General features: G+C 60.0%; 23 protein-coding genes and 1 tRNA gene. 9 read left to right on the plus strand and 15 right to left on the minus strand.

Going from position 1 to position 23,976, the window contains the following annotated elements:
- Positions 1–3 precede the first annotated feature (3 nt).
- Positions 4–2,511 (plus strand): VWA domain-containing protein, encoded by a 2,508-nt coding sequence (locus G5S37_RS16475; RefSeq protein WP_165205556.1) that lies wholly within the window; start codon positions 4–6, stop codon positions 2,509–2,511.
- Positions 2,512–2,523: 12 nt separating this feature from the next.
- On the opposite strand, the gene G5S37_RS16480 is transcribed toward G5S37_RS16475, so the two are convergent.
- Both G5S37_RS16480 and G5S37_RS16485 read right to left on the minus strand, forming a co-directional pair.
- Entirely contained in the window at positions 2,524–3,444 is a 921-nt protein-coding gene (locus G5S37_RS16480) for a metallophosphoesterase (RefSeq protein WP_165205557.1), read from the minus strand.
- 171 nt (positions 3,445–3,615) lie between these two features.
- Positions 3,616–3,993 (minus strand): hypothetical protein, encoded by a 378-nt coding sequence (locus G5S37_RS16485; protein WP_165205558.1) that lies wholly within the window; start codon positions 3,991–3,993, stop codon positions 3,616–3,618.
- 240 nt (positions 3,994–4,233) lie between these two features.
- On the opposite strand from G5S37_RS16485, the gene G5S37_RS16490 reads away from it, so the two are divergent.
- The gene (locus G5S37_RS16490) at positions 4,234–4,701 is read left to right on the plus strand and encodes a YgaP-like transmembrane domain (protein ID WP_206026024.1); all 468 of its coding nucleotides are present in this window, start codon (positions 4,234–4,236) and stop codon (positions 4,699–4,701) included.
- Positions 4,702–4,732: 31 nt separating this feature from the next.
- Here the strand turns inward: G5S37_RS16490 and G5S37_RS16495 are convergent, their stop codons facing one another.
- Positions 4,733–5,686, minus strand: a complete 954-nt coding sequence (locus G5S37_RS16495) for a bifunctional riboflavin kinase/FAD synthetase (RefSeq protein ID WP_165205559.1) — start codon at positions 5,684–5,686, stop codon at positions 4,733–4,735.
- Positions 5,687–6,303: 617 nt separating this feature from the next.
- Here G5S37_RS16495 and G5S37_RS16500 point away from each other — a divergent pair.
- From G5S37_RS16500 to G5S37_RS16510, 3 genes are all read left to right on the plus strand, one after another.
- Positions 6,304–6,867 (plus strand): hypothetical protein, encoded by a 564-nt coding sequence (locus tag G5S37_RS16500; RefSeq protein ID WP_165205560.1) that lies wholly within the window; start codon positions 6,304–6,306, stop codon positions 6,865–6,867.
- Between the two features lie 74 nt (positions 6,868–6,941).
- Positions 6,942–7,430: a hypothetical protein gene (locus G5S37_RS16505; RefSeq protein ID WP_165205561.1), complete on the plus strand. Its 489-nt coding sequence runs from the start codon at positions 6,942–6,944 to the stop codon at positions 7,428–7,430.
- Between the two features lie 21 nt (positions 7,431–7,451).
- Positions 7,452–7,967: a hypothetical protein gene (locus G5S37_RS16510; RefSeq protein WP_165205562.1), complete on the plus strand. Its 516-nt coding sequence runs from the start codon at positions 7,452–7,454 to the stop codon at positions 7,965–7,967.
- Between the two features lie 214 nt (positions 7,968–8,181).
- Here G5S37_RS16510 and truB read toward each other — a convergent pair whose 3' ends face one another.
- From truB to G5S37_RS16540, 6 genes are all read right to left on the minus strand, one after another.
- Positions 8,182–8,859, minus strand: coding sequence for a tRNA pseudouridine(55) synthase TruB (gene truB, locus G5S37_RS16515; protein ID WP_240914654.1), 678 nt, complete (start codon positions 8,857–8,859; stop codon positions 8,182–8,184).
- A gap of 31 nt (positions 8,860–8,890) precedes the next feature.
- On the minus strand, positions 8,891–9,871 hold the full coding sequence (locus tag G5S37_RS16520) for a bifunctional oligoribonuclease/PAP phosphatase NrnA (RefSeq protein WP_165205564.1): 981 nt from the start codon (positions 9,869–9,871) through the stop codon (positions 8,891–8,893).
- 235 nt (positions 9,872–10,106) lie between these two features.
- Entirely contained in the window at positions 10,107–10,520 is a 414-nt protein-coding gene (gene rbfA / locus G5S37_RS16525; RefSeq protein WP_165205565.1) for a 30S ribosome-binding factor RbfA, read from the minus strand.
- Positions 10,521–10,733: 213 nt separating this feature from the next.
- Positions 10,734–13,025, minus strand: a complete 2,292-nt coding sequence (infB, locus tag G5S37_RS16530) for a translation initiation factor IF-2 (protein ID WP_165205566.1) — start codon at positions 13,023–13,025, stop codon at positions 10,734–10,736.
- A gap of 96 nt (positions 13,026–13,121) precedes the next feature.
- Positions 13,122–14,384: a transcription termination factor NusA gene (nusA, locus tag G5S37_RS16535; protein WP_165205567.1), complete on the minus strand. Its 1,263-nt coding sequence runs from the start codon at positions 14,382–14,384 to the stop codon at positions 13,122–13,124.
- A 205-nt stretch (positions 14,385–14,589) separates the two neighbouring features.
- Entirely contained in the window at positions 14,590–15,201 is a 612-nt protein-coding gene (locus G5S37_RS16540) for a hypothetical protein (RefSeq protein WP_165205568.1), read from the minus strand.
- Between the two features lie 281 nt (positions 15,202–15,482).
- Here G5S37_RS16540 and G5S37_RS16545 point away from each other — a divergent pair, with 281 nt between their 5' ends.
- The 3 genes from G5S37_RS16545 to G5S37_RS16555 all read left to right on the plus strand — a co-directional run bounded on the left by G5S37_RS16545 (position 15,483) and on the right by G5S37_RS16555 (position 17,576).
- Positions 15,483–16,592: a glycosyltransferase family 2 protein gene (locus tag G5S37_RS16545; protein ID WP_206026025.1), complete on the plus strand. Its 1,110-nt coding sequence runs from the start codon at positions 15,483–15,485 to the stop codon at positions 16,590–16,592.
- Between the two features lie 84 nt (positions 16,593–16,676).
- A complete protein-coding gene (locus G5S37_RS16550; RefSeq protein WP_165205569.1) occupies positions 16,677–17,486 on the plus strand; it encodes an HAD-IA family hydrolase in 810 nt (269 codons plus the stop codon).
- Between the two features lie 18 nt (positions 17,487–17,504).
- Positions 17,505–17,576, plus strand: a tRNA-Lys gene (locus G5S37_RS16555).
- A 498-nt stretch (positions 17,577–18,074) separates the two neighbouring features.
- Here G5S37_RS16555 and G5S37_RS16560 read toward each other — a convergent pair.
- From G5S37_RS16560 to G5S37_RS16570, 3 genes are all read right to left on the minus strand, one after another.
- On the minus strand, positions 18,075–18,548 hold the full coding sequence (locus G5S37_RS16560; protein WP_165205570.1) for a hypothetical protein: 474 nt from the start codon (positions 18,546–18,548) through the stop codon (positions 18,075–18,077).
- A 542-nt stretch (positions 18,549–19,090) separates the two neighbouring features.
- On the minus strand, positions 19,091–19,462 hold the full coding sequence (locus G5S37_RS16565; protein WP_165205571.1) for a hypothetical protein: 372 nt from the start codon (positions 19,460–19,462) through the stop codon (positions 19,091–19,093).
- 50 nt (positions 19,463–19,512) lie between these two features.
- Positions 19,513–19,884, minus strand: coding sequence for a hypothetical protein (locus G5S37_RS16570; protein WP_165205572.1), 372 nt, complete (start codon positions 19,882–19,884; stop codon positions 19,513–19,515).
- A 213-nt stretch (positions 19,885–20,097) separates the two neighbouring features.
- Between G5S37_RS16570 and galT the strand changes: the two genes are divergently transcribed.
- Complete coding sequence (gene galT, locus G5S37_RS16575; protein WP_165205573.1) at positions 20,098–21,138, plus strand: galactose-1-phosphate uridylyltransferase; 1,041 nt, start codon at positions 20,098–20,100, stop codon at positions 21,136–21,138.
- A 246-nt stretch (positions 21,139–21,384) separates the two neighbouring features.
- Here the strand turns inward: galT and G5S37_RS16580 are convergent, their stop codons facing one another.
- The 3 genes from G5S37_RS16580 to G5S37_RS16590 form a co-directional block, all read right to left on the minus strand.
- Positions 21,385–21,669 carry a hypothetical protein gene (locus tag G5S37_RS16580; RefSeq protein ID WP_165205574.1) on the minus strand — a complete coding sequence of 95 codons (285 nt, stop codon included), beginning with the start codon at positions 21,667–21,669 and terminating at the stop codon, positions 21,385–21,387.
- 117 nt (positions 21,670–21,786) lie between these two features.
- Positions 21,787–22,821, minus strand: coding sequence for a GTPase ObgE (gene obgE, locus G5S37_RS16585; protein WP_165205575.1), 1,035 nt, complete (start codon positions 22,819–22,821; stop codon positions 21,787–21,789).
- 128 nt (positions 22,822–22,949) lie between these two features.
- Complete coding sequence (locus G5S37_RS16590) at positions 22,950–23,822, minus strand: hypothetical protein (RefSeq protein WP_206026026.1); 873 nt, start codon at positions 23,820–23,822, stop codon at positions 22,950–22,952.
- Positions 23,823–23,976: the final 154 nt, after the last annotated feature.

The following is a 23,976-nucleotide window of genomic DNA, read 5'->3' on the forward strand; positions in this document are numbered from 1 at the left end:
CACATGGACTTCACCACCCTCTCTCCCCTTCTCTGGCTGCTCGTGCTTATCGGCGTGGGCGCGGGATTCTACCACTCCCTCGTGGATCGTCCCACCGGGCTGCGCACGGCGTCGTTCGCCCTGCGTGTGCTCGGCATCGCCCTGCTGGTGCTCGCGCTCTGCCAGCCCTTCGCCGGGGAAAAGACCGACGAAGCGCACGTCGTCTTCATGGTGGACGTTTCGCAGTCCGTGGATCTGCCTGCGACAAAGCAAGCGCTCAACCAGGTGGATGCCGGCATCAAGGCCTTGCGCAAGAGCGACAGCTATTCCCTCTTCGCCGTGGCGGATGGTCTGCGGGAGAAACCATTGGAGGAGTTCCGCACCATGCTGGACGCATGGATGAAGGGCGTGGCGGATGATGCCTTCCGCGCGCACTCTCGTCTCGGCGACTCCATGCTCGCCGCGCGCCTCGCGTTCCCCGCAGGAAAGGCGCGTCGCCTGGTGCTCTTCAGTGACGGCGTGGATACAGAAAGCGGTGTGGATGCCGCACTCACGCAGCTCAAGGCTGAGGGCGTGGATGTGAAGTTTGTTCCTCTCAAAACCCTGAGCCAGCCAGAGGCGGTGCTACTGGGCATGGACACCACCTCGCCCTTCGCCTTCCACGGCGAGGTTCTGCGACTCACCGCGCGTGCCATGGCAAACCAGCCCATGAATGCCAAAGTGCGCCTGCTGAACAAGGGCGTAGCCGTGCAGGAGAAATCCGTGGCGCTCAAGCCGGGTGAAGAGGCAAAGGTGTGGTTCGACACGGAGATGACCACGCCGGGTCCGAGCGTCTGGAGCACTGAGTTGGTACCAGAGAAGGACCACTTCCCCATCAACAACCAAGCGACTGCCACCATCACCGTGCGCGGCAAGCCGCGTGTGCTCATGCTGCACGAGGATGAGAAGAAGATGCGCGCCTTCACCCGCTCGCTCAAGGAGCAGGACTTCGATGTGGATCTGCGTGGCAAGCGTGGCCTGCCCGAGAGCATGGAGGAGTTGCTCGCGTTCGACGCCATCATCCTCGCGAACCTCTCCGCGACGGACATGGCTCCGCGCCAGATGAACCTCCTGCGCAGTTATGTGGCAGACTTCGGCGGTGGCCTGGTAATGCTGGGCAGTGAGAACAGCTTCGGTCTTGGTGGCTACTACAAGACACCGGTGGAGGAAGTGCTGCCCCTCGTATCCCGCTTCGAGAAGGAAAAGGAGAAACCCTCGCTCGCCATGGTGCTGGTGATCGACAAGTCGGGCTCCATGGAGGGCGTGCCCATTGCCCTCGCGCGCCAGGCCGCGAAGAGCGCCGCGGAATTGCTGGGTCCCCAGGACCAGATTGCCGTCATTGGTTTCGACAGCGATGCGCAGGTCATCTGCGAAATGACACCAGCCTCACAGCAGGGCACCATTCAGGCATCCATTGATTCGCTCGCGGCAGGCGGCGGCACGTACATGTATCCCGGCATGGTCATGGGCAAGGAGATGCTGGAGCGCACCACCGCCAAGGTGAAGCACATGATCTGCCTCACAGACGGCCAGACGAATGAGGCCGACCATCTCGGCCTCACCCAGCAGCTCGTGGATGCCGGTGTCACCGTTTCCACCGTGGGCCTGGGCGATGGCGCTGCGCGTGAACTGCTGCAGCAGATTGCCGAAGCGGGACGCGGTCGTTATTACGAGAGCAACGACCCTGCCTCACTGCCGCAGATTTTCACCAAAGAAACCACACAGGCCTCCAAGTCCGCCGTGCAGGAGGGTTTGTTCCAGCCGATTGAAATCACGGAGCATCCCATGCTTGCGGGCTATTCCGCGGATAATCTGCCCGTGGCCCTTGGCTACGTGATGACTGAGGCAAAGCCTGCCGCTCAGGTGTTGCTCGCCGCGGAGCACGGTGACCCGCTGCTGGCGGTGGGACGATTCGGCCTGGGCATCGGGCTGGCCTACACCTCGGACCTCACCGAAATCTGGGGGGGTGAGTGGCTCGCGTGGGATGGCTGCGGACGCTTCTGGGCACAAGTGCTGCGTGGTGCCTTGCGCAAGACGGATGTGGAAGGGCTCGAAGCACGCGGCACCACACGCGATGGCGAATGGATTCTCGACATCGAACGTCGTGGCCCGGACAACGCTCCCGTGAGTCTCATCAACTGGACCTCACAAGTGCTCGATGAAAATGGCAACACCCAGGACGTGAAGATCCGCGAGACCGGTCTCGGCCGTTATGAAGCCCGCGTGCCGATTGGAAATCGCAAGCACCTGAGCCTGCGTCTGCATGACAAGGACCACGACAAGCTGGAGGTGAAACACTACCACGCGCCCTACCCTGCAGAGTATCGCTTGCAGTCAAAAGCGCCTGAAGCCCTCCTCGCCCTCACCGGCTACAGCCCCGAGCAGATTGTTGCCGGACTGAAGCCAGCTGAACAACTCAAGCCCATCGGCCACTGGTTCGCATGGACCGCGCTCTTGAGCTTGTTGCTGGGCGTGATGCTCAGGAGAGTGTGATAGCATCAAGCATCACACCCGCATCTCACGCCTCAGCTCAGGGCTGCGCAATGTGATCTCCGTCACTTCCGGTGGACACTGCACGCGAAGGGGAACGCCCACGGTGCCGATGCCGCGGTTCACATACAGGCGCACGGTGCCCACGTTGTAGGCTCCAGCGAGGTACTTCTTGCCCCACTTCGCGCGACGATGGATGGAAGGTTGCATGCCCATGAAGACAAGCTGACCGCCATGCGTGTGGCCGGAGAGTTGCAGCGCGTGGAGTTTGGCATCGGCCAGATCATCCGCCACATCCGGCTCGTGCATCATCATGACAAGCGGCTGGTTTTCCCTCCACGACTCCAGGGTGGAGCGGAGGTTCGGGCTGGAAACGTAGCGTGAATCCATGCCGGCAAGATGCAGGTCACCTTTATCGGTGTGGATGGTGCGGCATACATTGCGCAGCACTGGAATCTTCTGCTGCTCCAGGGCGTATACCACATGCTCATGCCCGGACTGGAAATCGTGGTTTCCCAGGGATGCATAAACACCGTATGTCGCCTTCAACTCGGAGAGTATCTCTGCAAGCTGCACTGCAGGGCGCGCATTGTACGTGACGAAGTCACCCGTCATGGCGACGAGGTCAGGCTGCAGGGAATTGCAGAGCTTCACCACGCGCGCTATCTGCCGGGGGGTGGTGTAGGGCTCCAAATGGAGGTCGCTGATTTGAGCGATGCGGAATCCATCCATCGCTGGAGGAAGGTGGGGCAATTCCACCGACACGCGCACCACGCGCGGGCCAGTTTCCTTCACTCGCTGACCAGGACTGAGGTCGATGCTGCCGGACTCGAATTCGCCATCGAGTTCCTCAGCGGTGGCAGTGGAGGCCCAACCTGCTGCAAGCGTGGCAGCGGACTGGCCGAGAAAACGGCGGCGCGAAAGCCAATGCTTCAAGGGCAAGCGTTCTTGACGGGCCCGCGAGCGCGCAGGCGTAGAATGGGGAGATGTAGATTGCAAAGTGTGTTGTGATCACCCGCTGCCTCATGCAGCAATAGGGACACTAAATGAGACACCTTTTCTACCCGGATGTTCAATCCACGCCGGGACGGAATTGCCCCGACAGAATCACCTGCGGTGCCAGTCCCTGTCGTTATCCGGCAGGTCTAGATCAGCCTCATCATCATCCACTTCGTCGTCCTCAGCAGACGGGCCCGCATCAATGCCACGCATGAGGAGAATGCCATCCAACTCCCGTCCTGCCTTCAGCATGCAGTGTATGGTGGCAGCTCTCACTTCGTCGTTGGCGGGCCAGCGCAGCACCAGGTTCCTGCCCAGCTCAGCGCCTTCCTCCCACCAGTTGAAATGCAGGCAGAGATTCATGCACGTTGCCATGTAGGGAAACGTGGTACGCAGCTGTCTGGGCACTGATCGCAATTCCTCCCGTGCTTCATTGAGCATGCCAAGAGTGATGTAGCCTTCGCACCGTTCGAGCGCGGCATTCATGCCTATGATTTCATCGGGTCCAATTGTCATCATCGCGACCTCCTTGGTTTTACTAACAATTCGATCACAGTACCGGTGATGGATGCTTGCAGGCGATATGCATCACCTATCACGCTTATACAATTCGTTCACACGCACGGCTGAACGACGGTGAAACGCGATTCATCCGCGAAGATGTGCTGTCACTTCCGCTCGGTGAAGCACGCGATTTGAATTCCAACTTCTACCCCCGAAGCCGCCATGTCTGCCATGATTGCATCGATGATGAATAAACCTTCTTCCTCCGCGAAGCGCGTGGAGCGGAACACGGATGAAGAGATCAATGCCCGCATCGAGAGGGAAACGCTCATCAGCCTTTCACTTGCCAGCCGCGAAGGGCCCACCGGCATCGACCGCCGTCTCAAGGAACTGGATCACGAGTGGGACATGGAGCGTGTGCTGGAGGCCAATGCTTCCACGATGGTGCTGCTGACTCTGACGCTGGGCCTGACCGCGAGCCGGAAGTTTCTGGGTCTGACGCTGCTCGTGGGCGGCTTCCTGCTGCAGCATGCGATTCAAGGCTGGTGCCCACCCATTCCGGTGCTGCGCCGTCTTGGTGTACGCACCGCACACGAGATCGAGATCGAGCGCACGGCACTGAGAATCCTGCGAGGTGACTTTGCCACGACGGAGAATGCGCAGGTGGCGCATCGGCAGGCAAAGTGGTGAGTATAGAGGACGGCAGCTTTGCTGCCTACACCTACACGTCCGCCAGCACAGTTCTGCCCGCCTCCACATCCCTCGCGATTTGCGCCTTCAGTTCCTCCAGCCCGGCGAATTTCTGCTCATCACGAAGTTTTTCGATGAAGGCCACTTCGAACTGGGCTCCGTAGCAGTCGCCGGTGAAGTCCAGCAAATGCACCTCCAGTGAACGCTCGCCTGCGGATTCCACGGTGGGGCGCACACCGAGATTCGCGACGCCGGGGAGCCTTCCCTCGGGTGGGCAGATGCCACCACCACTGAGCCAGCGCACGGTCACCGCATACACACCATTGGGAGGCAGTTCTTCATTCTCCATGGCCACGTTCGCCGTGGGAAAGCCGATTTGATTCCCAAGGTGCCGCCCATGCACCACTTCGCCCATCACGGTATAGTCGCGACCGAGGAGTTGGCGGGCTCGTTCGAAGTCGCCGCCGCGCACTGCCTCACGCACCAGCGTGCTGCTGACCACGGTGCCCTCCACTTTCACTTCAGGCACGCCATACACGCCGAAGCCGTGAAGCTGCCCCAGTTCCATGAGGTGATGGATGTTCCCTCCCCTGCCCTTGCCAAAGCTCCAGGTGTACCCCACCGAGATGAAGCCAAGGGGCTTGCAGGCACCACACAGCGCCTCGATGAACTGCTGGGCATCGAGCTTCGCGAAGTCCTCGTCAAAGGGGCATACCAGTGTGTGCGTGATGCCGAGATCCGCGAGGATGCGCAGCTTGTGCGGCGTGCTGCACAGGAGCCGCGGCGCCGCCTCGGGACGCAGAACCTTGAGTGGGTGCGGGTCAAAGGTCATCACGACCGCCGTGCTACCGTGCTTCTCCGTGTAGTCCATCGCCGCGCGAATCACCTCCTGGTGCCCGAGGTGCACACCATCGAAAACCCCGATGGCGAGCGCGAGGGGACCGGGAAGATGAGCGAGATCGTGGATGGAGGTGAGGTGATGCACGGGAAGCGGTGATGCGGTGCGAGAGACAGTAAGCGGTACGACGGTGGAACGCAGGCAGCCGCCAAAGAGGTAAATAGCGGGAGGTTGGCGGAATGTCCACCGCCCAGCGTGCCGCGCCTACCGCTTCCGCCAGCGCTCGCCCAGTGAACTCACCAGGATGGGCGGCCAGAAGAGCCCATACAGAACGACCATAACCACGGCGACGATAACGGCTGCGAGGAATCCCCGCAAGCTCCCCCGGATCTCACCCCAACTCGGAAAGGCTGGCCCAAATGAGGCATTCAGCTCCTCGCGCTTCTCGGGCGTGAGCGGAGGTCTCGACCGGGGAGAACGCCGGTCCCGGATGACTCCGAACAACGCGACCATCCCCAGCATGAACCACCAGCACCCCAGGCAACAGGCAAATACAAATAGGGTGTCTGAAGCGCGCTGACCCATGACACATGATGCTCGTCACTTAGTTCGCCGAGGGCAATTGGTGAGACATTCAGGCTGTAAGCCACCGCCCCTCATGGCTGGCGAGGCTCCTTCTTTCTGACCATCCCCGGCAAGCACTATTCACCCTATTTTCACATCAGGTTCACAGGGACTTCACAAGCCCCTGTCACGGTCACCTCATGAGTAGGAAGAGTCTTCTCCCGGTGGTGCTCGTGCCGACCTGTATTTTGATGATTCCGGCGGCGGCCATGCTGCTCCGGGTCGAGGGGTGGGCTTGGGGAGTGACCGATTTCGTCGTCTTCTGGATTCTCATTGCCGGGGTGATGCTCGCGTACAAACTGGCGACAAGAAAGGCTGTGAGCAGAGCCTATCGCGTAGCTGCAGGCCTCGCCCTGACCGCCGGGCTCCTGCTCATCTGGGTGAACGGTGCCGTGGGGCTCATCGGCAGCGAGGAAAATCCTGCGAATGTGATGTACGGCGGCGTGCTCCTTGTCGGGTTGATTGGGGCGGTGATGGCGCGTCTGGAGCCAGCGGGCATGGCGGTGACCCTGTTCGCGATGGCGATCGCGCAGTTCATGGTCCCCGTGGTGGCACTGGTGGTGTGGCCAGGTGACTTCAGCCCAGGAGTCTTGGCGGTGTTTGGGCTGAATGGGGGCTTTGTGCTGATGTTCGCGGCGTCAGGGTTGTTGTTCTGGCGCGTGGGTCGGAGGTACGGTGGCACCCGCGTAGGAGCAGTTGCGTAGAGCAGCTCTGCAGGAGGTCCCAAGCAGGTATGAAGGGAGGCAGTGGATGGCGTTGTATCGCCGGGAGCATTTGCATGAAGAGAGAAGACACAATCAGAGGGGATGATCGGGCTGACCACCAGTTGACCAATGAGGCAGCCATCTCTCTTCGCGCTGGCGACATCCTTTATGGGGCCGTGGTACAAGCTAACCGCGACATCCAGAACGCTCGGGATGCATTCAAACGCAGCGTAAATCCAGATGACCTGCGGTCCTGGATTCTGGCGCAGTTCAGAAAGCATCCCAAAGGTGGACACATCAAAGAAGCAGTCGAGGACTGGCCCGAGACTTTCCCACAATTACCGAAGAGAGCCTTTCTTCTGAGCCTGCATCCTTCGAATGAGATTCATGGGCCGGGCGCCAGGCTGGAAGCACGATTGAGGTGGGGCTTTTTTGAAGAGAACCTGACGGTGACTGTCCTGCTGAAACCTGACGGCACGCCTGCTGATTGGGAGGACGAGGAGCATCTGCCACCAGCACAGAAGTGGGCCAGGGGGATTACGTTTCGGCAGGTTCAGCGATAGCTGAGCTAACCCAAGGAAGTCATGAATAATCAATCGCATGCTCACCAAGGCACATCTCAGTCTGGAGCCCAAAGCACAGCAGGATGGAAAGAGGTTGGAATCGCCTGCTTGCTGGCGACATTGGTCCTTCTCTCTCCCATAGTAATGCTCTTCTGGGTAATGCAGAAGGGATATCACGACGCTCGAAGTGCGCAGGATGAACTCAAACGCACCGCGAACCCGGATGAACTACGAGCTTGGGCTTGGATGCAAATCAAGAAACATCCTCATGGCGGCTATATGACAGTGCCGGTGGAGGAATTGCCGAAGACATTTCCTCAATTTGCACAGAGTCGTGGTCTATCTTTGCATCTCGATGCTGCAGATGTGGAACAAGGTAATCGGGACGACGTGCTTAGGGCCATCCTCGTATGGGGCTTTTCCAGTGGATATAGCATGAGTGTGACTGTCTGGCTAAATCCCGACGGCTCAGCCGCTGACATAGACTCCCCCCAAGCTTGGGCCAAAGGGCTCACTACTGCGTGCTATGGCAAATGAATCGATGTTGTACTCGTGCGACCTCAGGAGCGGTTGCCTGCGCGCTTCATCGCTGAAGCGAATTCGCGCAGGAGCCCTGAGTAACCATGGGCTCTTGAGCCTGACACCACTCCACACAAAGCGACAGGGCTTGCGCTACAAGCCCCTATCCCTTTGTGCTCTTTGCGTTCTTTTGCGGCTATTCCCTCAGGGATCACTCGCGAGCTACGTTACCTCACACGCCACGTAGCTTCGATACATCATACAGCGAGTACATGCTGTTGATGACTTCCTCGCGGCGGCCTTCTTTCAGGGCGTCGAAGGTGGTGAACTTGCCGGGGACGAAGGTGAAGTGGCCGGAGCGGGTGCGGCGGAGGGCGCTAAGATGGGCGCCGCAGCCGAGGCGCTGGCCGAGGTCATGCGCATAGGTGCGGACGTAGAAGCCCTTGCTGCACGTCACCTTGAAATCAATCTCCGGCGAGGCGAAGCGGCTGATCTCGTAGTTGAACACATGCACGAGACGCGGTTCGCGCTCCACTTCCTGGCCTTTGCGCGCGAGCTTGTAGAGGGGCACGCCGTCCTTCTTGATGGCGCTGACCATGGGCGGCGTCTGGTAGAAGTCGCCCATCTGCTCACTGAGCGCGGCGCGGACCTGTTCCTCGGTGAGGTCTGCAGGCACTTCCTTCGTCTCCACGGGTTCGCCTTCCTTGTCCTGCGTGCTGGTGGTGAGCCCCAGCGTGGCGGTGCCGAGGTACTCCTTGTCCTCGCTCATGAGAAGGTCCTGGATGCGGGTGGCGCTGCCAATCACGAGGATGAGCATGCCGGTGGCCATGGGGTCGAGAGTGCCGCAGTGGCCAATCTTGCGCGTGTTGAGGCAACGGCGTGCGACCGCCACCACATCGTGGGAGGTCATGTCCGGGCTTTTGTCTACGAGAAGGACGCCGTTAACTGAGTCGTTTGATTTCATTTTGCAGGGAATCGAGAAAGCGTGCCTCGGCCGTGTGGATGGGGCCGGGCATGCGGGCGCCGGAGGCCATCCGGTGGCCGCCTCCGCCAAATTCAGCACATACTTTGGAAACGTCGAGACGGGGGTCCTTGCTGCGGGCGCTGATGCGGACCTTGCCGTCGGTCATGTCTTCGAAAATCACGGCGGCGATGACGCCTTCGATGGTGCGCAGGGAATCAATGAGACCCTCCGTATCGCCGGGCTCCATCTGCACGGCCTTCTGCGTGTCCATGGTGAGCGCCCAGCTGGCGATGCGGCCGTCACACGTGAGTTTCATCTCATTGAGCAGCGCCTTCAGCAGCAGGGTGCGGCGCAGGGGATGGCTCTGGTAGAGTCTGCGGGCGAGTTCAGCGGTGTCCAGCCCCTGCTCCATCATTTCCGCCACGATGCGATGCGTGCGCGGGGAGGTATTGTCATACTGGAAGGAACCGGTGTCCGTGCTGATGGCGGCGAAGAGATTCTGCCGGATGCCATCGTCCAGGGGGAACCCATGGTGTGAGAGAAGTTCATACACTATCTCACCGGTGGCGGGATAGGTGATGTCGATGAAATTGAGATGCCCGTAGTTCGGATTCGTGCCGTGGTGGTCAATGTTCACCAGCATCGGCGCGCTACCCATGGAGGCGTTTACACGGTCTCCGAGGCGGGGTTTGGTGGCGGTGTCGAGGGCCACGGCCACATCAATGTTCAGAGCCTGGCCATCTGCACGCTGGATGAGTTCCGTACCCGGCAGAAACGTCAGATTCCCCGGCACCTCATCTTCACTGATGATGTGCACCGTCTTCCCTGCGAGTGCCAGGCTGCGCCCAAGCGCGACGATGGAGCCAATGGAGTCCCCGTCCGGCCGCACGTGGGAAGCGACTGCGATGGTATTCGCGTCGCGGAGCGTCGTAGCAATCTGTGAGAGTGTGTCTGACATGCTGGGCGAGTAGTTAGCAGGTACGACGGTGAGCGGTAAGCGGTGCGACGGTGGTGCTGGGTGTGGTGGTGTGCAGTGGGTTCAACACAGAGACACAGAGACACAGAGGAACTTCGGAGACTGAGACGGGGGTGATGAAGGGCCGAGTTGTGACTGATGACGTGTCGCTTCGGGTTGGCGTGGGATTGACTGACTACAGACCGTCCTACCGCTTACCGTCGCACCGCTCACCGTCCTACCGCTTTCCATCCTCCTTTGACTCTTCATCTTCACCATCCCCCTCACCTTCCGTCTCCGGCTCTTCATCCGGCAACGGCTCGGGGAGATTCTCGATGAGGTTCAGCACGCGAACGCCGCGCTCGATGGAGTCCGTCGCCTTGAAATGGAGCTGGGGCGAGTTTTTCAACGTCACGCGCTTGTACAGTTCGCGCGAGATGATGGAGCGGCTGCCGTGGAGCTTCTTGATGATGTCCTCATGCGACATGGAATCGCCCAAGATGCTCACGTGAATTGTCGCGTGCTTCAGATCTGTGGTGATTTCCACGTCGTGAATGGTAACGAAGCAGCCCTTGAAGGTGAGGTTGCGGTCCAGGATGGGGCCGAGCTCACGCTTGATGAGTTCGGTGACGCGCTTGAGGCGGTGGTTCATGGAAGTGGTGAGTCAGGGGGGCTAGCAGAGTAATCAGTGGGTCAGTAAGCAGTATCCAGTGGAGAACCGTGGGAAGCAGCGACGTAAGAGGCTCATTGGAACAACCTGTCGCTGTTCCAAGAGATGGGAAGCGACACTGTCCACTGCTTACTGAATACTGATCACTGTTTACTTGAATGGGAGCCGCGCCTCACGGCCAGCCCCCACACCACCTCACAGCGTCTGCTGGAATTTCTCCAGTTCGTAGACCTCGATGACGTCGTCCTCCTGGTACTCGCGATAGCCCGCGAGGCGGATACCGCACTCGAGACCGTTGCGGACTTCGGGGACTTCGTCCTGGAAGCGGCGCAGGGTGTCCATGGCGCCGTCGTACACAGGAGTGGTGCCTCGCAGCACGCGGGCGCGTGCCTTGCGGTCGATGCGGCCATCGGTGACCACACAGCCGGCCACGATGCCGCGGCTGAGCTTGAAGACCTGCTTCACGCGGGCATGGCCGATGACCTTCTCGCGCGTCTCCGGATCCAGCAGGCCGAGCATGGCCTCCTTCATCTGGTCGAGCAGTTCGTAGATGATGGAGAAGAGCTTCACCTGCACGCCCTCGCGCTTGGCGATGGAGACGGCGGTGTTTTCCACCTTCACATTGAAGCCCACGACGACGGCGTCTGAAGCACTGGCAAGGAGGATGTCGCCCTCGGAGATGGGGCCTGCGGCTCCGTGGAGCACCTTGACCTCCACCTTGTCGCTCTTGATTTCCTTGAGCGCCTTGACGATGGCTTCGAACGAGCCCTGCACGTCCGTCTTGAGGACGATGTTGAGGTTCTTCTTCGCGCCTTCTTCGATGTTGGCAAAAAGGGTTTCCAGCGTGGAGCGACGCGGGGCGGCGAGTTTCTTCTGGCGGATTTCTTCCTGCCGTTCCTCGCTCAGGCGCTTCGCGCTGCGCTCGTTGTCCATCTCCACGATCTCATCGCCCACGTTGGGCATGCCACTGAAGCCGATGACTTCCGCCGGCATGCCGGGGAGCACGGCCTTGATGGGCTTGCCCAAGTCGTTGATGAGGTTCTTCACCTTGCCCCAGTACGGGCCGCAGATGAAGGGCTCACCCACCTTGAGGGTGCCGTTCTGCACAATGGCGGTCGCGGTAGGTCCACGGCCCGGGTCCATGCGGGACTCGATAACGGTGGCACGCATCGGCGCCTTGGGATTCGCGCGCAGGTCGAGCACTTCCGCCTGCAGGGACATGGTCTCCAGCAGATTATCCAGGCCGATGCCCTTCGTGGCGGAGACTTCCAGCACTTCTGTTTCGCCACCCCACTCCACGGGCATGAGGCCATGCTCCTGGAGCTGCTGCTTCACGCGCATGGGATTGGCAGCAGGCAGGTCAATCTTGTTGATGGCCACCATGATGGTGACCTTCGCGGCCTTGGCGTGGTTCATCGCCTCGATGGTCTGCGGCATGAAGCCGTCATCCGCGGCGATGACGAGCACCACGATGTCCGTGATGTCCGCACCACGGGCGCGCATCTCGGAGAATGCGGCGTGACCAGGAGTGTCGATGAAAGTAATCGGGCGGTCGTTGTAAAATACGCTGTATGCACCGATGTGCTGCGTGATGCCGCCGGCCTCACCCTTGACGACGCTCGACTTGCGCACGGCGTCCATGAGAGAGGTTTTGCCATGGTCAACGTGACCCATGAAGGTGATGATGGGAGCGCGGAGTTCGAAGACGTCCTTCTCCTCTTCCTTCGGCGGTTCCGGCGGCGGGGGCTCGACGATTTTCTCCTCGACCTTGTGCACGCCGGCGCCTTTTTCGCGCTTCTCCTTCTCAAAGGTAAAGCCATGCAGCTCGCACACCTTCGTGGCGATTTCCGGCTCCACGGCGGTGTCCGCCTTGGCGAAGACCTGGAAACCCATCAAGTCCTTGATGATGTTGAAGGTCTTCAAGCCCATGCGCTCGGCGAGCTCGCGAACGATGATCGGCGGCTTCAGATGGATGACCTTGGGGTCGCTGCCTTCTTCCACCACGGCAGCGGGAGCCTGCTCAGCTGCGGGTGCAGGAGCTGGGGCGGGCTTGGGAGCAGCCACGGGGCGCGGCTTCGGCTCCTCCTCCTTCAGCAGGGAAATGGGCGGCAGAATGCTGGAAGACGGCGCCGGGGCAGGCGCAGCAGTGGCTTCCTCGCGGCGTACGCGGCGGGCCTCCGCTTTGCGTTCATCCTCGTCGAAAATGTTCAGCGCCTCGGCCTTCACCTGATCCAGCGTCTTCCTCGGCGGAGCGGCGGGGGCAGCCGGCTTGGCCGCAGGCGCGGGCTTCGGCGCGGGCTTGGCACCCAGAGGAGTGAACGCGGAGCCGGTCTTCAGCTCGCCTGTGCGCTTCTTCTTCGCCGTACCTTCGTCGATGAGTGAAACGGTTGCTTTCTTGGTCGCCTTCTCCGCAGACGGGGCTGCTGGCTCCTCACCGGGAGAAGAGCTGCGTTTGGTTGTCTTGGAGGTCGGGGGCTTGGTTGCCATGCGGGAAGTATCGAGTTCGGGCAGCAGAGAGAAATTGGCTGGGTGCTTCTTAGCTCAGGAATGGGAAAAACGAAAACGAAGGATGATGACGAATGATTAGGCTACGGACGCAGGAGATTTCCAGGCGGCGTACTTCTCCAGAATATACTGGGCACGTTCGGCATCGCCTTCCAGAATCTCAGCCACGTCGTCCACGCCCATGTCGTCGAGCACGGAGATCTCGGACACACCACCGCTGGTAAGCTTCACCGCCTCGCCTGCGGTGATGCCCAGGGCTTCCACGAGCTGGTGCGCGGCACCGCCCATGTGGCCTTCGAAGACCTTCTTCGCGTGTTCATCCTTCTCGATCACCAGGTCATACCCAATGAGGCGGGAGGTGAGGCGGGCGTTCTGCCCCTTGCGGCCGATGGCCTTGGACAGCTCTTCCTCGCTCACGGTGAGGTGCACACGCTTGTTCGCCTCATCCACGCTGATGGAGAGGATCTTGATGGGCTTGAGCGCTTCCTTGGTGAACTCGGCCACGTCCTTGTTGAAGTGGATGATGTCCACCTTCTCATTGTTGAGCTCACGGACGATGTTCTTCACACGGGCGCCACGCAGGCCCACGCAGGCGCCGACGGGATCCACCTTCTCATCTGCGCTGAAGACGGCCACCTTCGTGCGGTAGCCTGCTTCACGGGCGATGCTGACGATTTCCACCGTGCGGTCGGAGATTTCGCTCACTTCGAACTCGAAAAGACGGCGGACAAAGTTCGGATGGCTGCGGGAAAGGATGATCTCAGGACCGCGGGAGGTGCTCTTTTCCACAGCCTTCACATAGAAGCGCATGCGGTCGCCGACGGTGTAGTCCTCCGTGGGCACACGCTCACGGCCGGTCATGACGCCCTCGAACTTGCCGAGGTCCACAATCACGTCCGACTTGTCGAAACGACGGATGGTGCCGCTGACGACATCGCCCGTGCGGTCCTTGAATTCTTCGTAGAGATTGGCCTTCTCCGCCTCGCGCAGACGCTGCATCCAGGTCTGCTTGGCGGTCTGGGCGGCGATGCGACCGAAGTCCTTGGGCGTGACTTCCACGTCCACTTCATCACCGGGTTGGGCATCCGGCTTGAGCTTGCGCGCATGCTTCACCGCGAGCTGCTCAAAGGGGTTTTCCACGGTTTCAGAGACAAGGAGCTTGGCAAAGGCCTTGATCGTGCCTTTGTCTGGATCGATCTCGATCCTCAGTTCCCGGGCGGGACCGATGCTCTTTTTGGACGCGGCCAGAAGCGCGCTCTGAAGGGCCTCAACCATTTTGCTGCGGTCGATGCCTTTCTCCTTCTGGTAGTATTCAAACAGGGCTTTAAGTTCGCTGACCATGGCTGTGAGGGGAAAGTGGAAACGGAGAAACCTCCCCAGACGAAAAAAAGAGCGGGACTAGTCCCACTCTCGCTCTGGAGAATTGAATCTCGAGTTTTTCGCCCCGGAAGGAAAGGTGAAGATATCCTAAAGGATGGAACTGGCAAGCAGTTTTATCCCCTGTAAAGGAAAACCAAGGGTAAAGGAACTTGCAGGGCTAGAGCATTCAGCTTTCGGCGGTTGCGACGGCTCTTGGAGGTCCCATTTCCGTCTCCCCGAGACCCCGCACCCTCCGCCTCAGCCAGAAGCACGCCCCCGTCAGTCCCAGCAAGGCGCCGATGTAGCTGCCATTGTGGATGCAGGCCGCCCGGATGAACCCGGGCACGTCCCTCACCCCGTAACTGTGGGCAAATTCCTGCCAGTCGCCCGCGCTAGGGTCGGTGCCCGGCCGGGTTACCCACCACCCCACTCCGGCGCCGACCAAACCCGCCACTGCTGCCACCGCAATCAGCACGACGAACGCCTGCCTGCACCAGCGGACGGCCACTTTTTCGGGCAAATGAGGCACCGCGAGCCTGGCGAGAAACCACCCCGCAATGAATCCCACCCACCATGTGGCCAGGAACCCTATCTGTGCCGTGTACACCCGCTCCGGCCAGCCGAAGTCCATGTACCGGAACTGCTCCGCCTTGAACTCGGTGAAGTACTCCCGCGAGATGGTGTAGGTGATCTGGTCATGCAGGATGCCATACGCACCCGCGATGAGCGCACCCTGCACACCTATCCACGCCATGAGCGGAAGGAGGGAAAGCTTGAAGCGTGGATAGAGGAGGGACATGACATTGACGGCGCGCTGCGGAATCCCATGCATGACAGGAACATGAAACACGCGCAAGCAAACGTGCACGGAGGGAACACAAGCCCACGGCACGGGACAGGAGAGGACTGGACTGGACTGCCCGATTCACCTCAAAAAATATAAAGCGTGTTTCCGAGGCACAACAGATGCGCATTCGCTAACATCACTCAATGTCAATGAATCCAGCCGGCGCCTTAGCTCTGAACACGACCAGGCCAGAATCCGAATCGAAAGCACCGCGCCGGACCTTCCAGCATTGGGTGGACGCACCCCTCGCCAAGGAGAAGATCCACACCCCACACGAGGTCCTGCTCCGGGGCTGGATGTTCTCGCCGGAAGGAAGAACTCTCCACGGCACAGCATCCGTCGACGGCATGCCTGATGTCATCTTCACCACCAAGGTGGAGCGCCTGGACGTGGTGCAGCACTTTCAGGAGAAAGGGCTGGCTGTGCCCGCAACTTGCGGGTTCGAGCTCACCGTGCCCCTTCCTGAGAATGGAAAGTCCATCGTGGATGTAAGCCTGACCTTCACGGACGGCGTCTACACTACGAAACCTCAGAGCTACAGCATCGAGCGCCCTGAGATGTTCCCGTGGCCGCCTCCCCCAGCCCGCACCACCCTCATCTCGCATTTCTACAATGAGGAATACCTCCTTCCCCTGTGGCTGCGGCACCATGTGCCACTGTTTGATCACGGCATCCTCATCAATCGCGGCTCCACCGATCGTTCGGCAGCCATTTGCAGGGAACTGGCTCCACACTGGGAGGTGCGGGATGCAAGCTGCCTCGAGTTCGATGCTGAGGAGGTGGATCAGGAGGTGATGGCCGTTGAGAGGGAGTGCACCGGTTGGAAATTCGTGCTCAACACCACTGAATTTCTCCACGTGCACTCGAAGGAATCCTTCCTCGCCGCACTGCACACCTACGGACGGCGCGCCTACGGGATCCACATCCTGCTGCTGATGGACCCTGAGCAGGCACGCTATCCCGAGTTCGACCCTGGAAAGCCGCTCGCTGCGCAGCGTCATCACGGCTGCTTCCAGACATTGGTATTCGCCTTCCGTTACATCCACAACCATGAGGACGGGCGCTACTCGACAGGCCGCCATGCCACGACCCATGTCTCCGACTTTTTCCCCAGGCAGGGCGCGGTGATTCTGAAGATGTATCTCACTCCCTGGAACGAACCGTTCAGACGTCGCAAGCTTCAAATTCGTCCCACCCTTTCTCAAAAGAGCCGCGAGAAAAATCTGGGCTACCAGCACGTGGGCACTGCGGATGAGCTGGAGGATTTCTACAAGTCGAACATCGGACTCACCACCGACCTGCGGAAAATGCGGGACCTGGCGTGGGTGTTTCACCAGAGGTAGCAGGCTTGCGAGAGAAGGGGTGGCGCCGCTTGGCGCGCGCATCAGGAACTTGCCATCTCCTCTCGGGGCGACGAAATCCCTTCAGTGCCCCCTCATGATTCCCATCGCCCCCGCCTGCGCGCCCTCTTCTTCGATGCCGCAGGCACCCTGTTCCACCTGAGCGAACCCGTGGGCGACACGTATGCGCGTATTGCCGCGAAGCATGGCGTGACGGCAGAACCACGCGCCTTGGAGAACGCGTTCCGCACCGCTTGGAAAACACTGCCCTCACCCGTGCATCCAGAAGGCACCCCTCCTGCGGATGACGACCGCTCCTGGTGGCGCGAGGTGGTGTGGCTCACCTTTGTACAAGTGACCGCATCACGTGACGCCAGCGGTGCCGTGGATGATGGCGCCGATGCCGCTGCCGTATTCGAGCCGATGTTTGCAGAGATGTATGCGCACTTCGCGAATGCCGAAGCGTGGCAACTCTACGAGGACACGATTCCCGCACTGGAGAAACTGCGCGAACACGCGAGCAGTCATGGTCCACCGGAGGGTGCACCTCCACCTCTGCGTCTCTTTGTCCTCTCCAACTTTGACCGCCGCCTGCATCCCATCCTGGAGGGCCTGGGCATCGCGCATTTCTTTGAGAAGGTGCTCCTCTCCAGCGAAGTCGGCACGAGCAAACCGCACCCACGCATGTTCCTCGCCGCACTCGCGACCGCAGCAGATGCTCCCGCTTCACAATGCCTCCACATCGGCGACGATGAACACTGCGACTTCGCCGGCGCACAGACCGCCGGCATGCACGCTGCCCTGGTCTCCCGCCCCGAAGTGACCCTGCTGACACTCGCGGAAAAAGTCCTTCAAAACGAATTCCCGCTTGCACCAGCCGCCAAAATGCATACGTAAACTCCCCTCAAAACAAACGCGCGGGTAGCTCAGCGGTAGAGCAGTTGGCTTTTAACCAATTGGTCCTGGGTTCGATCCCCAGCCCGCGTACTTCGTCTTTCCGGTGGATGTGCCTAAAGCAGGGCAGCGCGAAAGTAATTCATGGCGATATCTTGGAAATGGTCGCATGACAGAGGCTCAAGACCTCGCAAAGCACATGAGCGTCAGGTTAAGAAACCGTGAACGGTTTTAGCACAGCGGGGCCAGCATCAGAATCAAGATGATGGTAATGATTGACCGTTTCATTGGTTCACTGGGCGGCCGTCCTCACTTTGTGAACCGAGGCTCCCCTTGTCCCTACAGCCTCATCTCCTCACCATACTTCAAAAGAATGCACGGGTGGAGTCCACGCGATGGACTCGTTCACTTCTCAAGCGGGCGTCTGCAGGCTCCAGTGGAATTTCTACTCATGATTCCAGCGAACGCCCCACACTCATGAATCTGAAGCCATCCGTGAACGGCCTGTAACAAAAGCTCCGTGCCGTGACGGCGCATCCTCTTGGGAGCGCCTGCGTATCCGACAATCAAATCGCGAACTCTCACAAAGAATTATTCCACCTTCTCATTCAAGAGTTCGGGATGCTTCAGCAGCACGTCCCTTAGGAACATTCTCTCCAAAGAGTCTCCCCTCTTCACGTTGCCGACCACATATTCGGGACCGTCCTCAAATACGAGGTATTCGCGAGCCATGATTGCAAAGGCACAGGCCGGCTCCCCGTGAAAAGTGATGTTTACAACTTCTCCGGCGGCAACTCCAGGTTCAAGATGCCCTCCTTTGCAATCCAGACCTCTGAAAAACCGCTTCAAACTATCAACGAATGCACTCGATTGAGTATCTACCAGATAGTGCTTTTTCCCTCCCTCAGGACTCAGAATCCAAGCATCGATGGTGACCCGGCAGTTATTCCCCTTCAATGTTGTAAGCTCGGGAAGCTCCGCTGCATATGCCGGGTGAAGCCAACTCACCATCGTCAAAAACGTGATGGCAATCCAGGTACCAAAGTGTCGTTTGATAAGAATCATGTTACTTCTTTCTGGGGTAGTGGATATTCCTTGTAACCGCCTTGGACGCGTGCCTCCTGCCCACGGAGCAGTTCAGCCAAGATTCCGCGCTAAAAGCCCGGGGCCTCCCTGGCTGTGCCGAAGTCCACGATCTTGGCGCTGGACTGCCAGCCTCCGCCGCCTGCAGGAGACTCAACGATGAGAAGGACCAAAAACAAACGCACCCATCTGTTGATCAGGCGATTGCCTCGCGAATCCAGAGCCGAAGCAGTCGGGACAGCGCGTCGCATAACGTCCCGGGGATGCGGCCTCGCCAGTACCGTTGCACGTGTTGCATTTGATTGGCACTTTCTTTGGCCGTTGCTTGCTGGCGCGAAGACGAGCTTTTATCTCGAGCGGTGTCGGTTTGGACTCAATCATTGGGCACCATAGCACCTTTTGGCTTGTTTAACGAGGATGAACACGTCTGAGCCCAAGCTCGGCCACTTCTGGGAATGCGAATTGCCCTGGCCGTATTCGCGCCAAATGAGATTTTCCGGGCACCGCTTTTGGCTGACGGTGTATCACAAAAATTCCAGCGCCTTCGCATGAGCCAGCACCACCTCGGGATTTCCTTGCAGTGCCAGGATATAGCGCTTGTTGAATCCCTCCCCGCTGCCGGATGCAGTCAACAGCTTGCGGACCGCCGCGACCATCGCATCAACATTGGAGTCAGTCAGCAGTTCCTCGTCGTCCTCTGCCTCATCCATCACGACAATGAGCTGGGACAGTTCGCGCAGCCATTCGAACCATGGATCATTGGTGAGCAACTGCAGGAAGTGATTGGGGGATTGGATTCGACCATTCGCGGCTTCATAGGCCGCTCGTTCGGATTCCACCAGGGCCTTGTGAAGTTCCAACAAGGCGTGCCTCAACTCTGAAAGTTTCTGGCTCATCTTCATCACGAATATGGCACGCACGTTCTGCGTTCGCTTTAATCAATCAATCACACCCCCACCCCATTCGCCTTGATCGCGTAGGTTGCACCCAAGGTTGTGCGAATCTCCTGCTGGCGCTGCAGGGAGAACAATTCGCAGCCGGAGGGATTGTCAATTTCGCTAAGTGAGTCGCCTTTGTCCGCAAGCGTTTGCAGCCACGCCTTGAGAATCTCCTCATACTGCTCCGCGAGTGGTTTCACCTTGTCCTTGGGATGCTTGAAGTAGGTCGTGCTTTTGCCAGTGGTCATGACACCGGAAAAGTGAAAGCAGTACTTCACTTCCTTGGGATGGGATGGCTCCACCAGCGGCACTTCTTCAATGGTGAGGCGGAAGAGGGAGCCTTGGGCGGTGCGGTGGGTCAATTCCTGGACAGGTGTCATGGGAGCAATGCGGGTGAGTGAGTGGGTGGGCGGACAGCACAACAAATCGAACGCAAAAGGCACCTTCATGCAGAGAACCGCTCGGGTGTGTAATAAAGCGATCGCGAAAAAAGTGCACCAAGAATTTGGCCCGGGGAGTATCAAGCTGAAAGTCAGGCGACGATTCACACTTTGTTTCTCGAACCCGGGAATTGAATGCGATACGATCAGCGCATGAATCCCCTCGCCTCTCCGGAACTCCGGTACAATCCCATCACGCTGGACTGGGTCATCATGGCAGCGGCGCGGGAGCGCAGGCCGGATGACTTCCACAAGGCAGTGCCGGAGCCCCGCCCTACCCAGCCTCCCTTCAACGAAACTTGCCCCTTCTGCCCTGGAAACGAGAAGCAGACCGCTCAGGAGCTTGTGCGGGAATCCGACCCGAGCGGCACCTGGGCGGTGCGCGCGTTCGCGAACAAGTTTCCCGCCTTCAGCCCCACCCCGGACTTGCACCGGCAGGCACATGACTCCTTCCGTTCCATGGCTGCCGCCGGCGCGCATGAGGTAGTGGTGGAGCATCCGCGTCATGACCTCGCGCTCGCGGACATGGACGTGTCCCACCTCGCTGCCATCCTGCGCGTGTACCGTGCGAGGTACATGGAGCTGAAAAAAGCGCCGCACGTGCGCGGCATCGTGATTTTCAAGAATCACGGCGAACGCGCAGGCTCCTCCCTGCTGCATCCGCATTCCCAGATCATCGCTGCGCCGGTGGTGTCCTGCCAGGTACGCATGCGCCTGCACGAAGCGCGGCGCTTCCATGAGGTGCACGGCGAATGCCTCTACTGCAGCACGATGGACGATGAATTGAAGGCCGGTGAGCGCATCGTGGAAACCGGGAATTCCTTCACTGCCTTCGTCCCCTACGCATCACTCTCGCCCTATCACCTGTGGATTTTCCCCACGACGCATGCGCCGTCCTATGACTCCATCACGGATGCCCAGATTCAAGAGCTCGCCGGTGTGCTGAAGCGGTTGCTCGTGCGACTGCGCACCGCTGCGGGAGATCCGGATTTTAATATCACCATCCGCTCAGCTCCGGTGGGAGAAGAGAGCGCATGCTGCTTCCACTGGTACATCGCCATCGTGCCCCGGCTGAGTCACCTCGCAGGGTTCGAACTCGGCAGCGGCACGTACATCAACAGCCTGCCCTCAGAGGTGAGCGCGGAGAATTTGCGCAGGGTGCAGGTGGAGGGTGTAAGCGCGAGCGTGGAGTGATAGGGCTGGTGTATCACCTGCAAGTGAGTCAGCCATTCAGCAAAGCCATGGCATAGGCCCAAGAAGTGGGGGCATTCCTGCCCCCATTTTACGGTCACAGCCGATTGGTGATGAAGCTTCAGATTCGGAAGCCCATTACATCACAAGCACATTGGTCATGACAACGCGCCGCTTACGCTCGAATGGGGGCAGGAATGCCCCCACTCCTTGACGTGACGCAACGACATGGGCAAAGACGCCACTGATTCACCTCCCCAAATGCATCGCCTCTTCCACCCGAATGTCGTCGGCAGAGGGTTTTGAGGGAACCTTGGAATCGTTGCTCGGAGAGCCCTGCAGCCAGCGCCGGGCAAGCTCCTCACGAGCGCGATCCCAGTGCTCCTTTCTGGGCTCATTTCCACCGCCCTCGGCCTGACTGTACTGACTGGCCAGTGCTTCCAGAGAGGTTTCCTCATCGAAGTGGGCGCCCACTCCGGACTCGGAGACCATACGGGAGCCAGCTGCTCCCGCCTCGAGGTCGAGGGGATTCATTCCCGGCCTCGACTGCTGTTCCTGACTCTGACTTTGGTTTTGGTTTTGAGTCTGCATTCCCGCGGATCGCATCCGCGGGGGTCTTTGGACCTACCGGAAGTCATCTACGAGGAACACCTACTCAATGTCCTGGGCGATGGTCTTGTCGAGATAGCCGAACAGCTTCTCCATGCCATCGCCTTCGTTCGCGGAGATGGGGAAGATTTTGATGCGCTTGAAGCGCTCCTTGAGGCGGGAGAGATTCTCCTCGGACTCAGGAAGGTCCATCTTGTTGGCAAGGATGCACCAGGGGCGCTTCGCCAGCTCGGGGCTGTAGAGTTTGATCTCCGTGCGCAGCGTTTCGATGTCGTTGATGGGATCGCGCGCCTCACTGCCGGCGGTGTCCACCACGAAGAGCAGGACACGGCAGCGCATGATGTGGCGCAGGAAATCATGACCAAGCCCCACGTTCGCATGGGCTCCCTCAATAAGACCGGGGATGTCCGCCACCGTGGCGCGGCGTGTCTCGGTGAACTCCACCACTCCCACGTGCGGCTGCAGCGTGGTGAAAGGGTAGTTGGCCACCTTCGGCTTCGCGTGGGAGAGCTTTGTGAGGAGCGTGGACTTGCCCGCGTTGGGGAAGCCGACAAGGCCGGCATCCGCGATGCTGCGCAGTTCGAAGTGGAAGCGTCCTTCCTCGCCTTCGTCGCCCGCGGTGGACTCCATGGGAGTCTGGTTCGTCGGGCTTTTGAAGTGCTGGTTGCCCTTGCCACCCTTGCCGCCCTTGCACAGCACGTATTCCATCCCCACCTCGGTGAGGTCCGCCACCGGCTCGAATTCTTCCGTGGGCTCGCCCGTTTCGGGGTCGAATCCCTCGATGATGCGGCTGATCACCAGACCCGGGGGCACACGGAAAACACCGTGCTCGCCCGACTTCCCGGTGCGCTGCTCACCCATGCCGCCCTGACCGTCCTTGGCGTACAGCTTGCCGTTGAAGAAGAAATTGCGCAGGCTGTCCGTGCTGGGATCCACTTTGAGGACGACATCCCCTCCCCGGCCACCATCACCGCCGTCCGGCCCCCCTTTGGGGCGGTACTTGCCGCGGTGGAAATGCACGCTGCCATCTCCGCCTTTTCCGGCGCGGGCATGAATTTTAATCTGGTCTACAAACATGAGGCGAGCCGTCCAGTATCCCGAATTCGGACGGTGCGTCAAACTGCACCGCAAAGTTCCGGCTCATCTCGGCTCAGCAGCAGCCACCGGTATGGCTGGCCGGTGACTGCCGCAGGGACCCGCTGCGCTCACGGTACCAGGAAAATCTGGCCGTTGCGGGGGTCACGCACTTTCTGCCCGGCGGTGAGGCCGCGTACGTCGAGCATGTTCTTTGAATCCTGCTCGACTCCAGGCGGGTAGACAAAGCCCGGCTTGCCCGGCACGAGAGTGCCATAAACCGCAGGGGTTGAGGGTTTCGGAGTGGCCGGCTTGGCCAGGGTCCGGGAATTCATCTGGCCCTGCGGCTGCTGTTCCAGGGTTGAGTTGGAGGCGGACTGCTCGGCAGCGGGGTCGTTTCGCCGCTGGGTGGAACTGTAGGCCTCTGTGGCCGCAGGACTATAGGGATCCAGATACCGCGTTTCCGAGGGCTGGCTCATCACATTCACGTCACCATCCGTGATGACCGGAGAGGAACCGCCGGGACGTGGTTGCAGGCGCACCGCAGGCATGGAGGGCTGCCTGCTGGTCACGGTCACCCCTCCCCCTGGCGAGTACACAGCGCCTCCGGAAGAGTACGCCCGGCGCTGGGTCACCATGCCCGGTGGCAGCCACTGCTGCGTCTGGGGGTCCCACACGCGCATGAAGGGCGGCTCTTCCGAGCCACGCTGGGGACGCAGGCGCGCCTGATCAGCCCGGATATCGGCGGCATAATCCGGCGTGGTAGTCACCGTGTAGATCCGTTGAGGGCGCACGGCTCGCAGTTCGGGGTTCGGCAGGGGCTCTTCCAGCTTGCGGGCGGTCTTGTAGAGGAAGTTGCCCACACGGTTGGCTGCAGACTCTATCTTATTGACGGCAGATTGCGGTGGTCTTGCGGAGGCAGGAGGGGTGACTGCCAGAAGGCAGGCGGCACCTCCGAGAAGCATCCACGCCAGCCTCAGGGGCCGTGATGCCGAAGCGCTCATATTCATGGAAGGAGGGGTTATAAGTTGGGGTTCGCAATAATCATGGCTGAATCGAAAACCCATATGGCGTTGGATGCCGCCTGAGGCTCCATCGATTAATTCCACCCGGGAAACAGGCTGCTTGACCGGAGGCAGTCGCGATGTCACGGAAGCT

This window comes from Roseimicrobium sp. ORNL1 (assembly GCF_011044495.1).
Lineage (GTDB): Bacteria > Verrucomicrobiota > Verrucomicrobiia > Verrucomicrobiales > Verrucomicrobiaceae > Roseimicrobium.